The sequence below is a fragment of the Massilia sp. BGA-UO-ETr-WB1 genome (assembly GCF_059567845.1).
This window is the reverse complement of the sequence record NZ_JCAQOT010000012.1, coordinates 1-13,450: the sequence shown is the minus strand read 5'-3', so window position 1 is coordinate 13,450 and position 13,450 is coordinate 1. Positions and strand designations below refer to the sequence as shown.

Here is a 13,450-nt window from a genome sequence, read left to right as displayed (position 1 = left end):
GGGCAGGCACTGGGGCGAATTCGCCACTTTTTATACCCTTCTGTGAGTTTTCGAGCCCAGCATTGGAACGCTGAACACATCCAGGGCCGGCGAAAAGCTCAATTGATCAGCGTCTCCCTAGTACATTGGTTTCCAAGTTACTGGGATGAAATATTCTTATTTCTTTTCAAGATCTACATTTCGAAGTTTCGCTCTAGACACTGTTCTCACCCATACCTCTTCGTCAGTCACAAAAAGTCGTTCGCTGGCGAGATGTACACTATTAGCGCATATCGCCAAGCTCACGCAAGAGGTATAAAACGAATTGGGCTTGAGCTGACCTGCTCCCCAAGTTAGTACGGAGCTGAACTGGAGTCTGCGGTTAATAATCCCTCAGCAAACTGCTGCGGCGTCCGATTGCCCAGCGTACTGTGCGGCCGCTCTTCGTTGTATTCATGACGCCAGGCCTCGATCACCGTGCGTGCATGCCGCATTGACAGGAACCAGTGTTCGTTTAAGCATTCATCACGAAACTTGCCGTTGAAGCTTTCGATAAATGCATTCTGCTGCGGCTTGCCGGGTGCGATGAACTTGAGCTCGAGCTGCATTCGATAGGCCATTCATCCAACACCTTACTGGTAAATTCCGGCCCGGTGTCGACGGTGACGGAGCGCGGCAAGCCGCGTGATTCCGCCAGCCGTTCTAGCACCGAGATCAAGCGTTGGCCAGGCAGCGATGTGTCGACTTCAATCACCAGGCACTCCTTCGTAAAGTCGTCCACGATATTCAGGCAGCGAAGCCTCCGGCCATTCACAAATCCATCCGATACGAAATCCATCGACCAGCTTTGATTCGGTCCTGTCGCTGGCACCTTGGCTACCCGTGCGACGCCAGCAATACGTTTGCGCTTCCTGCGCCGAACCATCAGGCCTGCCGCGTGGTACACGCGGTAGGTACGCTTCCAGTTGAGCTTCCAGCCCTCCCTGCGCAATAGCACATGCAAACGCCTGTATCCATACCGACGCTTTTGCCCTGCCAGGGCAATCAGCCGGGCGAGCAACTCACCATCGTCAGGTCGTTTTGACTGATACCGGAATAGCGATCTGGAGATCCCCATCAGCCCACAAGCCCGCGTCACGCCCATCCTGTGGATGGTCATCAAATGCGCCACTGCGAGGCGTCTTGCCTGTGGGCCTACCACTTTCGGCCAACCACATCCTTTAGTGCTGCGTTATCGAGCATCACATCGGCCAGCAGTCGCTTCAGCTTCGCATTCTCTGATTCAAGGTCCTTCAGGCGCTGAGCCTCAGACACGGTCATGCCGCCGAACTTCGCCTTCCAGTTGTAGAAGGTCGCGTCGGAAATGCCGTATTTTCGGCTCAAGTCCGCCACCTTGGCGCCGGCCTCGGCTTCCTTTAAGACACCGATGATCTGTTCTTCAGTGAATCGCTTTTTCATGTCTGCCTCCTGTTGGGCAGACTCTAGATTAACACCGTACTAATTTCGGGGAGCAGGTCAGTTGGGGAAGCAGCACGGACTTCGAGTATTGGGCGTGGCGGTTGGGCTGGGACTTTGTTACCGGCTCTTCACATAGGGAGTTAACGTCCCAACCGGCGGTTCGCTTCTCGTTCATGCTGCGTAGCGCTCCAGATCGATCACGGCATCGGCCATGTCCGCTAACTCCGGTGTGTGCGAGATAAAGAACTCCTGCGCGTAGCCGCCCATGCGCAGCACTTCCCGCTTCATGGCCATGAAGCGCCGTTTATGTTGCGCGTCGAACGCGCCGTCGGCCTCGTCCGAGAACAGCGTGGCGCTGCGCCGGCCATCGGCCTGCGCCAGGTATAGCGCCATGGCGCGCGTCAGGCACTCGTTGATCCAGATGCGCTCGCCGCCGCTCATCTTCGCCACACTTTTGACGCTGTCGCTCTGCGCGTCGTGCACCGTGATGTCGAAGCCCTCGCGTAGATCGCCCTTCGCGGTGGCCAGCTGGGTCTGGAGCGACACGGAAAAGCGCGGGCCGTAGCAGGCCAGCAGCAGCTGGTTGGCCAGCGCCGACAGTGCCGGTCCCGCGTCGTCGATGGCCAGCGCAATGATGCCATCGTTGCCCAGCGCCTTGGCCAGCAGCGACCAGTCCTCCAAGTGCCGTTCCAGGCGCAGCGACTGGCATTCCTGCGCTGCGCAGGCCTGGGCTTGCGCGGCGTGCTGCCTGGCCAAGTCCCTTGCGCGGTCCTGTTCGCGCAGGGCGCCCAGGTGGGCTTGCTCGGCCAGTTGCAGGCGCGCGTGGGCCTGTTCGCACTCGCCGGCGGTGCCGGTGACGGCACGCTTGTCGAAGGCCGGCGGCAGCGCCGCCAGCAGCGCATCAATGCGTTCGGCCACCTGGCTCGGATGCGCCGCAAATGCGCACCGGCGCTGCAGCGCGGCGATCCGATGCTGCTGCTCGGTGTAGGCCTTGTCGTCCTCCGCCTGCTCGGCAGCGGCCTGTTCAGCATGCGAGGCGAGCCGGGCCTCGACCTCTTCGAGCATGGCGCCGGTCTGTGCCAGCGCGTCGCGCCGCGCGGCCTGCCGCTCGCATCGCGCCAGGCGGTCTCGACTGCATGCCAGCCGTGTTTCTGCAGCCACTGCCGCCAAGCGCGCACGCGGCAAACCAGCGGCATCGGTCCGCAGCGCCGTGATCTCGGCGGCCAGTGCCGTGTGCTGCGCGTTGAGGCGCGCCACCACCGCCCCTGCGTCCGGCAGCAGCGCGTGGGCCGTATGCGCATCGGCCAGCAGCTTGCATTCGGCCTGCAGCGCCATGCCGGCGCACGGCACCTCGGCTGTCAGTCCGAAGCGCCGCCGCAAGTCTTGTGCCGCCAGCGCCGCTTGGCCGGCTTCGCGTTCGATGGCCGCGCTCTTCGCTTGCGCCAGCGCCAGCTCTGCCGCCATCCGTTCGCCCTGGGCCAGCGCATCCCGCGCTTCGGCCAGCCGGCGCTCGCGCCGCGCCAGCACGGCCAGCATGACGGGTAGCCGCCGGGCGGCCCGCTCGGCGTGGCGGGCCTGCGCCATGCTGGCCTGTAGGGTGGTGCGTTGCGCCCGCAGCGAGGCGAGCGTGGTTTCGCGGCGTGTGGCGCGCTGGGCATGACGCTGTACCATGTCGTCGAACGCGGCCTGCTCGCGTCCAAGTTCCGCATTCAGGGCCTGGAGGGCGTGCTGCCGTTCGGTGAGCGCTGCGTCGCGCTCTTGCAGTAGCTGGGCACGGCGAGCCTCGTGACTGGCGGCCACCGCCTGCTCGGCGCGCAGGGCGGCCAGTACGGCGCGTTTGGTGTCCAGCCGAGCGGCTGCGACGTTGCTGTTCTGGCGCGCCAGCTCGGCCTTGGCCGCAGTGTCGCCCAGCGCGTCGCGCTCGGCCGCCAGCCGGACCAGGGTTTCCCGCTGCGCCTGCTGGCGCCCGCGGCTATCCAGCAGGGCACTGCGCAGGAGGCGCATGACCTCGCCCGCGCGCTCGCCGTACGCGCGCACTGCGTCCAGGCGTAGCAGGTCCGCCAGCAAGTGCTTGATTTCGCCGTTGCGGTAGCTTGATAGCTGGCGGCGCTGCTGGGCGGAAAACGCGGTGCTGAAGAACGTTGCCGCCGGGCCGGCGACGCCCTCCACGCAGCGGCTGTAGGTTTCCATTTTGCCATCCGACACCGTGCCGTCGGCCAGGCGCACCGGCGTCCAGCCGCGCTCGCCCAGCTGGTGCAGATACGCCTCGGTGCGGCGTTTGCCGGCCAGCCGCATGACGAGGTGGCTGCGGTAGCGCACGCCATCCATGGCCCATTCCAGCTCCTTTTGGTTTTCCGGCAGGTACACTTCGTCGTAGTAGGAGAACGCCCCCAGCCCGTCGGCGCCGGCGCGCGAGGGCATCACGGGGTAGGGCGTCATGTTGTCGAGGATGGTGCTTTTGCCGCGCCCGTTGCGCCCGGTCAGCGCCACCAGCGCCGCGCCGCCGGTTTCGTGCTCGAAGTCGATCGTGATGCTGTCGCGGCCGAGTCCATCGCGGATGCCGCAAAAACCGCTCAAGGATAGTTTCAGGGGGATCATGGTGCTCTCCTTTCATGTCAGTGCGGAGGCGGGGGCCTGCGCTACCTGGTCCCATGGTGCCTTCTCGCTGGCCCCGGTCAACGCCGCGCCATCGTCGTCCTGCGAGAGCAGCCGCTCGGCGATCGCGTCCGGCGCCAGATGCTCCAGGGTCTCCAGGCAGGCAAGCAGGGGTGCCGCATCCATCGATGCGGCGCTTGCCCAGGCGCGTAGCTGCGTGCGCAGGTCGGCCGCGCGGGCGATGCCCGCCGCGCGCGAGCGCGACACCGGCAACACGCGTCCCTCCAGCTTTATCCCGGCCGCGCCCGCGAGCGTGGCGGCGATGGCGGCGCGGTCCACCGCGTGCGCCGCCTCCTCGGCGATGCACCAGCGCACCCGCACCCACGCGCCCGCCAGGTCATGTTCACGAGCGAAGGCCGACAGGGCGGCCAGGTCGGGCGCGCCGTCGAACACCAGCTCGTGGGTGCGGCGCGCGGGTGTGGGAACCAGCGTGACCTGTGCCCCGTCGGCATCGACCCGCCACATCAGGAAGCCCTTGTCGCCTTCCTCGCCGTAGTGCAGCCGCCCGATCGAGCCGGGATAGGCGATCAGGCATTCATCGTCGCGCCAGCGCTGGTGCCGGTGGATGTGGCCGAGCAGGAAGGCGCAGGCCCGCGCGGCGAACAGCGCGCCGGCCGTGAACTCGTGATCCAGCCCGGCCATGGGCACGCCGTGCTCGGTGACGCAGCCGCGCACAGTGCCGTGCGACAGGCCGACGGCGGGCACGCCCGCCGCGCGCGCCGCCTGGTTGAGGGGGGCGAAGCCGGCCAGCAGCCGGGCCAGGTGCTCGCCCATGGCGGCCGCCACCTCGCCCGCGCCGACGCTGGCGGCCAGCGCGGCCTTGTTCAGGGTGGGCACGCAGCTGCACAGGAGGCGCGCCTCGCTTGGCGGCGTGTCGAAACGCCACGCGTCCGACGCCAGCCAGCGTCCGTCGGCCAGCAGCGCCACCTGCGACAGGCGCTCGGCGACGTGTACCGGATGTCGTCCGCCGAATAGGGGAAACAGGCGCAGCAGGCCGGCCGGCTCGTGGCTGAAGGTGCCCTGCAGCATCAGCACAGGACAATGGTCCGCCAGCCGCCGGATCTGCCGGGCCAGGGCAGCGAACGCGGGGGAATGGGCCGGCAGCGCGTGGTCGGTGGTGTCGCCGGTGACAACGGCCACGTGTGCCCCTTGGGCGATGGCCTGGTCCACCGCGAACCCGAAGCAGGCGTCCACCTCGGCCAGGGTTTCGTCGGCGTAGTGCAGGTCGGAGAAATGGGCAATCGTGATCATGGTCGACTCCTATTCCTGCGCGCCGATTTCGGCCTCGATGTGCGCGCGCAGTCCCGCAGGATTGCCGTGGAAGCGGGCCAGCGCGGCCGCTACGCGCTTCACGCCCTGGGCGTTGCGCCGCCAGCCCACGCCCCAGGCCCAATCGAGGTAGGCGTCGAGCCGTGCCCGGTCCACACCCAGCTCGGCGGCGCGCGCATATACCGCGTCGGCGCCGTGCGCCGCATCGTCCGGCGCAGCGCCTCGGCCATCGGCGCGCGCATCCCGGCCGCTCGGCCCGGTGGCGGCATGCTCCTCCGGCGCGTTACTTGTTGGCGCCGCCGCGCCTGCGTCGGGCATCCCGTCGCGCAACGGCGTATCGTCTACCTGCAGCGCGCGCGCGGCGGCGTCGGCCAAGCCCAGGGTGGTGTCGTCGTCCTGCGGGGCCAGCAGCGCGGCCACGTCCACCGGCGCTTCGAGTTCGATGATCCAGTGCGCGCTGCGCACCGCCTGGCCGGTCTTTGCGTCCAAGTGCGATACCTCGCGCAGCTTCTTGGTGAGGTAGAACGGGGTGCGCTGGCCGTCCAGGAAACCGGCGATGCGGCCCCCGCGCATGAAGGCAATCGCTTCGAAGCGCTCGATGGCGCGCGACAGGGCGTAGAAGCTGTTGGTGTGCAGTTCGAACGCGTCGAGCGAGCGGATGCCCGGGATGTAGAAGATGAACCGCCCCGACAGGTTGCACTGGCGGTTCTGGAACTCCGGGCAGCGCTCCGGGTCGCACCGGCCGTCGTTGTCCGGCCGCGCCTCGGTGGCGCGCCCGCCAAAGGTGCGCAGGACGCGCTGGCTGCGTTGGTCCACCCTGGCTGGTGTAAACATCATGCAGCGGCGGGTCTGGCCGTCGCTCGCGTACTCGCTCCAGTAGCGCTTCTCGCTGCGGGCCCAGCAGGCCAGTTCGTGCGGCATCACGCTTTGCCACGCGTCGGCCGGGAAGATGACGGGGAAGCGGTACAGGCGGACCTCGCCGTCGCCACGGTCTTCACCGTAGGCGTCCAGAATCTGCCCCGCCAGCGCCGGATTGGGAAAATCCATGGGGCGCACGGTGAACCAGGCGACGTTTTTGGGCGCGAGCGGCGTTTTCACGTCGGGGAAGCGTTCGGCGATCTTTTTCTCGATCTGCTCGAACGTCGCGCTATGGGCCAGGCCGTCCTCGTACAGCGCCCGGATCGCCGGATTGGCGGCGGCCGCCTTGGTCAGTACCTTGATGCCGGCGCGGATCTTGCCCGCCGTCGGTATCCGCGCTTGCCGGTGCCCGAGGATGGTGGTTGGAACGAGGGCGGCATTATGAGCCGCCACCATGGGTTTGTTCATGCCTGTCTCCTGAAGTCTCGGATGGGGAACAGGTCCATGTTCGCACCGGACAGGGAGCATGCAAGAGGCTGCGGCGCCTGCGCCCGCGTTCCTTTCGGCTGGCGCATCGTCTCCTGCACAGCGTCGGCGGACTTGAGCAACTGCAGCACCGCCGGGCGTTTCACCCCCAGCGCGTCGCCGATTTCCCGCGTCGAGGCGCCGCGCGCCTGCATGCGCAGCGCCGCCATGCGGCGTGCGCACGTGGTGTTGATTCCGGCCAAGCCACCATGGCTGAAAATGCGCCTGTAGATGTCGTGGATCTCCTTGCATGCCGCCTGGCCTGCGCGCATGCGCCGCATCTGCAGCGGCTGGCCATCGCGCGACAGGAACAGGCCGCTAACCGGATCCAGTCCACGAAAGCCGGCCGCGTCCAGGGGGCCTGGTTCCGCCCTCGGACGTTCGGCCAGATAGGCGTCGATGGCCGATATCGTCGCCGTGCAATCGAACGGTAAGGGGCGATCGGCGCCGTTCGACGCGATCTCGGCGCGCAGCACCGACTGTCGCCTGACATGCCCCGCCGCGTCGAGATAGTCCTGCACAGTCAGCTGGGCGATTTCCATCGGCTTGGCGCCAGTGGAGAAGAGTACGAGCAAGAGTGCCTTGTCACGCAGGGGGCAATGGCTGTGTCGCCCGATTTTTGTCAGCAGCATGTCGATCTGCTGCGGCGTCAACGTGGCCGGCGGATGGTACAGCGTCGGCGCTGCACCGGGACGGAAGTGCTCCAGCGCCTCCAGGTAGGCGTGCCGGTGGCTGCGCAACAGGCTTGCCGTGGCCGAAGCATCCTCGTCGACGTCCAGCACGCCGACGATCTGCTGCAGCGTGTGGGCGAGACGGCGCACCCTGACCGACACAGTGCTCTTGGTCACGCCGTGTGCGGTGGCGATCTGGTCGTACGGGATGCCTGCGGCGGCCGCGCGCAGCATGGCTTGCGCGCTGGCGAGAAAGGCGGGTTCCATGATGCGCTCTCCGGCGAATGAAATTCCACAGGATCTTCCAGCCAAGGTGCATGTCAAGCCAGCGGAAAAACGGCAAAATATCATCGCTTTTCCGGTGCAGGGAAGGTGATGCGCTCGCCGTCCCGCACATATACTTTGGCGCCGTGAGCAAGCTGAGAGCGCAAAGCCCTCCGACCACGGAACGCAAACACATCCCTGCTGAACAGGTCTTCCTCGCCAGCGGCGGTTGCCAGTTCATCACGCTGGTGCGCGACTGGCCGCGCGCCCGGAAATACGAAGGCGAGTGCGAGGCGGCGGTGGTGGGATGTTTTTGATGCGCGGAGTCAGCGTGCGTGACACTCGCACTCATGTTGATTTTGATCAAACGGGCCAGACTGATGCAGTGGGAAAATAAATTCCTCATTGGCATCTATGGCGGCGACAATGGTCAGCGTTACAGAGCAATTCATGCTTTGCGTCGAAATTAGCGAGCAGATGCGGCGCCGCTTTGTAGCGGTTTCACTTGAGTTGTGCGAAATGCACGGCCAGCTCTTCGCTGACGCATTTCTCACGGATATTCTGGGCTCAAGGGTCGCGGTGTCTGGCGTCGTACAGCGCCCGCTGGATCAGGTGGAATGATACCTGCTTCATCAGCAAGTATTCCCGGGCGTCCTGCACGCTCGAGCACTGCAGGATGCCCCTGGCGCGTTCGATGACCGTTGCCGTCAGGGCGTCCTTGCGCCGGTCGCCTGCCCGGTGCGGCTGGAGCGAGAATATCACCCGGGAGGTTATCTCGAGCGGAACCTGTGCGGCACCTAAGACCCGCAGGCTTTCCACGTGGTCGTCGGCCGTTAATGTTGAGATCGCGACGTCAACCGCGTTCCCCATTCTCAAGTCGCATCTGCGTTCCATGATCGCATTGCCTTCAACCATTAAAGAAAGTGACGTTGTCACAACTTTAATTTTCTGCGGTTGACAGAAGCGCCCTCTTTGATCCGCATCAATTGATGCGTGCAAGAGAGGATCTGGCCCAGGGAAAACGCTGATCAATTCGCGTTTTCGACGCGGCTGCGGTTTTCCGATGGCGGATTTTGTCCTCACCGAAAACGTGTCCTGATCAGCGTCAGAAGACGAGTTTATTCGCTAAATCTGCCGTGCTTTTACCCCCTTTGCACGCTGCAGACGCAACTCGGGATTCCGGTATCGTAAAGCGCCGGCCAGCGAGCAGGAGGTTGGCAAGGCCGAACAACGTCGACATCGGCCAATTGCATGAACTCGTTCGACAGCGCGCATCGATGCATACCGGCGCAACGATGGGTGAACTGATCGTAACCGCCAGACTCCTTAGGCGGAATGGCGGGGATAGTCGGTTAGGCCATTTGCGCCGCCACCGAACAGCGTTTCATCCTGATCTGGTGCCAGAGCCTGTGCCAAGCGTAATCGTTCCGTCAAGTCTGGGTTGGCAACCTATGGACGGCCGAATCCAATTCTTATCCTAGCAGCGACGCGCGCGTGGCGGTGCCGATGAGCCGTAAGACATGCAATTTGTCCTTGACTGGCGGAACGATGGTATCGGCCAAGTTATATTGATCCAGCCGATCGAAGAAGACATTTTCCGCATCGTCCAGCATGGACTTTAACACGCATCCCTGCATCAGAGGACAGGGTCCGCGTCCGCAGTCGACCAGTTCGCCTTGGTTTTCAAGCTGGCGCAGTAGGGTGCCGAGCCGAATCTCAGTTGGAGCCACTCGCAGACGCGAGCCGCCGCCGTTGCCCTGCGTCGTCTCAATTACTTTAATGCGGCGCAGGGTCTGCACCACTTTCTGCAGATGATGCGGCGATACCTTGAATTGCTCCGCCAGTACCGGTGTCGTTGCGAGCTGGCCGGGTTCCAGCGCCGCCAGATACATGAGTACGCGAAGGGAGAAATCCGTATGAAGAGAAAGGCGCATTGTGTCGAATAGGCAAATTGGGCGCAGGACACGCCATTATAGTGCCAGCCTCTAGCCTGCGCACTGCTTTGACCGTTTCTGTACACCAAAAAAGTGCATTTTTCTCGATAAGCAACTAAAAAGACGTCAATTTCGTGAAACCGGCATTTTTTAAACTGGCATATTGTTTGCTAGTTTAAAGCCGTGGGGGTGCCAGCCTCTCTGCTAGAAGTGAAGCTCCCGCAGCTCATGCCTATACAACATCACAGAAAAGGACCTCGATATGAACAAATCACGGCGCGCATTTAACACGAGCGGCATAGCGTTTGCCTCGGCATCATTTGCATGGAGCCGACAAGCGAACGCGGCCTCGACAGCGCCTCCCTCCATCAGCAGCGCGCGCGCCGCCGCCTTTGTCAAGAAAATCGGCCTCCGCTATCCGATCGTGCAGGCTGCCATCGGCACCGGCAGTTCGGTGGAGCTCGCTGCCGCGGTCTCCGAAGCGGGCGGACTGGGTGGAATGGGGATCACCTGGCAGCCGGAAGCCAATGTGCGCGCGCTAGTGACGCGCACGCGCGCGGCCACCAAGGCGCCGTTCGCGGTCGGTTATGTATTGGCCTTCGGTGCCAACACCATGCCCATCGCATTGGAAGCCGGTGCGCCGATTGTGCAGTTTTCATGGGGCACACCGACCAGGCAGCAAGCAGCGATGGTGCGTTCCTTCGGTGCCAAGATCGGCATGCAGATTAGCTCCCTGGGAGGGGCGAAACAGGCGCTCGATCTTGGCGTCGATTACATCAGCGTACAGGGACAGGAAGCCGGCGGGCATGTGCAGGCACAAGGAAGCTGGCGGGATCAGCTTGGACCTATCCTTGAAGCGGCAGGCGATGTGCCGGTCGTGGTGGCGGGTGGGTTGGGCGACGGCAAGGCGCTGCGCGAAGTGCTTGCGCTTGGCGCATCGGGCGGCGTATTCGGTACGCGCTTTGTGGCGACCAAAGAAGCCTCGTCGCATCCTGAATTCAAGCGTCGCCTCGTCAGATCGAGCGCATCGGATACCTCGCTGACAGTATGTTTCGAGTCTGGATGGACTAACGCTTTGCACCGCGTCCTGCGCAACAAGACGCTCGACGACTGGGAAGCGGCCGGCGCCCTTCCGCCCGGCCGCCGGCCCGGCGAGACCGACGTGGTCGCGCAACTTGACGGCAAGGACGTGCCGCGCTATTTCATGCGTGGTCCTTCCGCACTGCATACCGGCAATCCGACCGAAATGGCAATGTTTGCCGGCCTCGGTGTCGGCGCCATCAAGGACATCCCCGGCGCAGGCGACCTGGTGCGGCGCATCTGGGCCGAATGCGTCGGCGTCGAAGTCTGATACATCGGCAAGCAAGGCTGAACACGCTGGCATGCGGGTGCCTGCCCGCATGCCAGCGATGAATCCATCTCCCCAATCGAGAGGCATCATGCTGTCCCTACAACACCGCGAAATCATTAAGTTGAGCATCCCCATCCTCGAAACCGGCGGTGAGGTGCTGACCACACATTTCTATCGCATTCTTTTACAAGAGCATCCAGAAGTGCGCCCGCTGTTCAACCAGGTGCATCAGAGCAGTGGTGCGCAACCGAAGGCGTTGGCCAACGGCATACTGATGTACGCGCGTCACATCGACCGGTTGGAGGAACTCGGCCCACTGGCAAACCAGATCATCAGCAAACATGTGTCACTGCAGGTACTGCCTGAACACTATCCCATCGTCGGCAACTGCCTGCTGCGCGCCATCCGCGAAGTGCTCGGCGAGGAAATCGCAACCGAGGCGGTACTCGCAGCCTGGAGTGCAGCATACCAACAGCTGGCGGATCTGTTGATATCGGCGGAGGAGCAGGCCTATGTCGACAAGGAGAAAGCTACCGGCGGCTGGCGTGGCGCGCGCGCGTTCAAGGTCACACACAAGGTCCGGGAGAGCGAGTGCATCATGTCTTGTTATCTTGTGCCCGTCGATGGCAAGGCAGTTATCACGCATGTGCCGGGGCAGTATATCGGCTTGCAATTGTCGATCAACGGTGTCGAAGTCCGGCGCAATTACTCATTGTCCGCAGAGCCCGACGGAAGCACGCTACGCATCAGCGTCAAGCGCGAACCGTATGGGGTCGCGTCCCACTTCCTGCACGACACGCTTTCCGAGGGCGATGTCGTCAACGTCTTTCCGCCGTCCGGGGAGTTCATGCTGAACGATAGCCAGCGGCCATTGGTGCTGATTAGCGGTGGCGTCGGCATCACACCGACGGTCGCGATGGTCAATGCGGCGCTGAAGACCGGGCGACAGATCTACTTCATCCACTGCGCACGCAACGACAAAGTGCATGCTTTCCGCGAGCATGTAGACCAGCTTGCGATGGCGTATCCGCAACTCAAGCGCTTCTATTGCTATGACGAGGAGGTGCCGGGTGCGGACGACGCGTATGGGGCCGGTCCGCTCAGCGTCGCGCACCTCGAGAAGTGGCTGCCGGCAACGCGCGACCTCGACGTATACTTCCTCGGGCCCAAGCCCTTCATGACCATGGTCAAGCGCCAGTTGAACACCTTGGGCATTCCGCCACCTCAATGCCGCTACGAGTTCTTTGGACCGGCTTCGGCCCTTGATTGATATCGCACGTTACGCTGTGGTGCACCACGCTGCACCACAGCAAAGAGATCAGAAATTCCAGATGGGGGAAACAACGGTGATGTACAAATTATGCGTAACGGCTGTATTGATAAGCCAGCTATCGGCGGCTTACGCAATGGAACCCGATGCGAAGTTGGGTAAGCGTATCTTCGACATGCGGTGTGCGATGTGCCATGCCGCGGAAAAGGATGCCGGCAATGCGACCGGACCCAACCTCAACGGCATTGTAGGTCGTGCAGCAGGCAAGGCGGACCGCTATGCGTATTCCGAGGCCATGCTAAAAAAGGCCAGCGAAGTATGGACGCCGGAACGCTTGGATCGTTTTCTGACCGCGCCGCAAAGCGTCTTGCCCGGCACGTCGATGATGTATCCGGGTTTAAGCATTGATGCGGACCGACAGGCGTTGATTGCATTCTTGCAGACGTTGAAGTAGCGAATCGGCCTCGTCCATAGCTTAACTATACCCCTGTATATCTAGGCTGGCAGGGGCAACTGCGCTCAAAGCCGGTGCGCCTGCCCAAGGAAGACCTGGTATTTATTGCTGCAGCAGGCGCTCTAGTTCGGGGCGCATCGCGTCGGCCCAGATCTGATAGCCTTTTTCGTTCGGATGCAGCAGGTCGGGCATGATGTTCTTCGACAGCGTGCCGTCGGCCTGCAGGAACGCATGGTTAATGTTAAGGAAGAAGACATTCTGGTTGTCGCCGAAGCCGGAAATCAGCGCGTTGACTTTCTCGTTCACTTGACGCTGGTTGCCATTTGGCGACTCCTCGCGCGGGAAGATGGCCAGCATCAGGATCTTTGTGTTCGGCAAGCGCTTCTGCAGTTCCTCGATGTTGCGCTTGATGCCGGCAGCCGTGGTGACCGGGTCTTCTTGGCGGTGGCCGGTGTTATTGGTGCCGAACATCAGCACGGCCAGCTTGGGGCTGATGTCGTCCACTTCGCCATGCTACAGGCGCCAAAGCGCGTTTTCAGTGCGGTCGCCCGAGAAGCCCAGATCTAGCCCGGATATTTCGCCAGAAATGAAGTCGGCCCAGTATGAACCCCATATAGAATAAAGTTTCCACGCAATATTCTTAGGGAGACGCTGATCAATTGAGCTTTTCGCCGGCCCTGGATGTGTTCAGCGTTCCAATGCTGGGCTCGAAAACTCACAGAAGGGTATAAAAAGTGGCGAATTCGCCCCAGTGCCTGCCCA

General features: G+C 63.1%; 11 protein-coding genes and 2 pseudogenes. 4 read left to right on the top strand and 9 right to left on the bottom strand.

Features of this window, described 5'->3' with window-relative positions:
- Window positions 1–332: 332 nt before the first annotated feature.
- The 5 genes and pseudogenes from AC56DV_RS01390 to AC56DV_RS01370 form a co-directional block, all read right to left on the bottom strand.
- A pseudogene (locus tag AC56DV_RS01390) lies at window positions 333–1,437 on the bottom strand (IS3 family transposase).
- A 171-nt stretch (window positions 1,438–1,608) separates the two neighbouring features.
- Entirely contained in the window at window positions 1,609–4,035 is a 2,427-nt protein-coding gene (locus AC56DV_RS01385) for a DNA repair protein (protein ID WP_496312522.1), read from the bottom strand.
- A 12-nt stretch (window positions 4,036–4,047) separates the two neighbouring features.
- The gene (locus tag AC56DV_RS01380; protein WP_496312521.1) at window positions 4,048–5,343 is read right to left on the bottom strand and encodes a metallophosphoesterase family protein; all 1,296 of its coding nucleotides are present in this window, start codon (window positions 5,341–5,343) and stop codon (window positions 4,048–4,050) included.
- Window positions 5,344–5,352: 9 nt separating this feature from the next.
- Window positions 5,353–6,687: a recombination directionality factor gene (locus AC56DV_RS01375; protein WP_496312520.1), complete on the bottom strand. Its 1,335-nt coding sequence runs from the start codon at window positions 6,685–6,687 to the stop codon at window positions 5,353–5,355.
- Window positions 6,684–7,682 carry a tyrosine-type recombinase/integrase gene (locus tag AC56DV_RS01370; RefSeq protein WP_496312519.1) on the bottom strand — a complete coding sequence of 333 codons (999 nt, stop codon included), beginning with the start codon at window positions 7,680–7,682 and terminating at the stop codon, window positions 6,684–6,686. The genes AC56DV_RS01375 and AC56DV_RS01370 overlap by 4 nt, the downstream gene beginning before the upstream one ends.
- A 143-nt stretch (window positions 7,683–7,825) precedes the next feature.
- On the opposite strand from AC56DV_RS01370, the gene AC56DV_RS01365 reads away from it, so the two are divergent.
- Entirely contained in the window at window positions 7,826–7,996 is a 171-nt protein-coding gene (locus AC56DV_RS01365; RefSeq protein WP_496312518.1) for a hypothetical protein, read from the top strand.
- A 250-nt stretch (window positions 7,997–8,246) separates the two neighbouring features.
- Here the strand turns inward: AC56DV_RS01365 and AC56DV_RS01360 are convergent, their stop codons facing one another.
- The 3 genes and pseudogenes from AC56DV_RS01360 to AC56DV_RS01350 form a co-directional block, all read right to left on the bottom strand.
- The gene (locus tag AC56DV_RS01360; protein WP_496312517.1) at window positions 8,247–8,678 is read right to left on the bottom strand and encodes a hypothetical protein; all 432 of its coding nucleotides are present in this window, start codon (window positions 8,676–8,678) and stop codon (window positions 8,247–8,249) included.
- Window positions 8,679–9,005: 327 nt separating this feature from the next.
- Window positions 9,006–9,194: pseudogene (locus AC56DV_RS01355) on the bottom strand (alkene reductase); the annotation flags it as partial.
- Window positions 9,152–9,613, bottom strand: a complete 462-nt coding sequence (locus AC56DV_RS01350) for an RrF2 family transcriptional regulator (protein ID WP_496312516.1) — start codon at window positions 9,611–9,613, stop codon at window positions 9,152–9,154. The gene AC56DV_RS01350 and the pseudogene AC56DV_RS01355, both read right to left, overlap by 43 nt.
- A gap of 262 nt (window positions 9,614–9,875) precedes the next feature.
- Between AC56DV_RS01350 and AC56DV_RS01345 the strand changes: the two genes are divergently transcribed.
- The 3 genes from AC56DV_RS01345 to AC56DV_RS01335 all read left to right on the top strand — a co-directional run bounded on the left by AC56DV_RS01345 (window position 9,876) and on the right by AC56DV_RS01335 (window position 12,688).
- Entirely contained in the window at window positions 9,876–10,964 is a 1,089-nt protein-coding gene (locus AC56DV_RS01345) for an NAD(P)H-dependent flavin oxidoreductase (protein ID WP_496312515.1), read from the top strand.
- Between the two features lie 88 nt (window positions 10,965–11,052).
- The gene (gene hmpA / locus AC56DV_RS01340; protein ID WP_496312514.1) at window positions 11,053–12,234 is read left to right on the top strand and encodes an NO-inducible flavohemoprotein; all 1,182 of its coding nucleotides are present in this window, start codon (window positions 11,053–11,055) and stop codon (window positions 12,232–12,234) included.
- A complete protein-coding gene (locus tag AC56DV_RS01335; protein WP_496312513.1) occupies window positions 12,227–12,688 on the top strand; it encodes a c-type cytochrome in 462 nt (153 codons plus the stop codon). Before hmpA ends, AC56DV_RS01335 begins: the two co-directional genes overlap by 8 nt.
- 102 nt (window positions 12,689–12,790) lie before the next feature.
- Here AC56DV_RS01335 and AC56DV_RS01330 read toward each other — a convergent pair whose 3' ends face one another.
- The gene (locus tag AC56DV_RS01330) at window positions 12,791–13,192 is read right to left on the bottom strand and encodes a GDSL-type esterase/lipase family protein (RefSeq protein WP_496312512.1); all 402 of its coding nucleotides are present in this window, start codon (window positions 13,190–13,192) and stop codon (window positions 12,791–12,793) included.
- Window positions 13,193–13,450: the final 258 nt, after the last annotated feature.

Coding starts and splice junctions, on each gene's coding strand:
- AC56DV_RS01385 (WP_496312522.1), bottom strand. CDS start 4,035: ATGATCCCCCTGAAACTATCCTTGAGCGGTTTTTGCGGCATCCGCGAT.
- AC56DV_RS01380 (WP_496312521.1), bottom strand. CDS start 5,343: ATGATCACGATTGCCCATTTCTCCGACCTGCACTACGCCGACGAAACC.
- AC56DV_RS01375 (WP_496312520.1), bottom strand. CDS start 6,687: ATGAACAAACCCATGGTGGCGGCTCATAATGCCGCCCTCGTTCCAACC.
- AC56DV_RS01370 (WP_496312519.1), bottom strand. CDS start 7,682: ATGGAACCCGCCTTTCTCGCCAGCGCGCAAGCCATGCTGCGCGCGGCC.
- AC56DV_RS01350 (WP_496312516.1), bottom strand. CDS start 9,613: ATGCGCCTTTCTCTTCATACGGATTTCTCCCTTCGCGTACTCATGTAT.
- AC56DV_RS01345 (WP_496312515.1), top strand. CDS start 9,876: ATGAACAAATCACGGCGCGCATTTAACACGAGCGGCATAGCGTTTGCC.
- hmpA (WP_496312514.1), top strand. CDS start 11,053: ATGCTGTCCCTACAACACCGCGAAATCATTAAGTTGAGCATCCCCATC.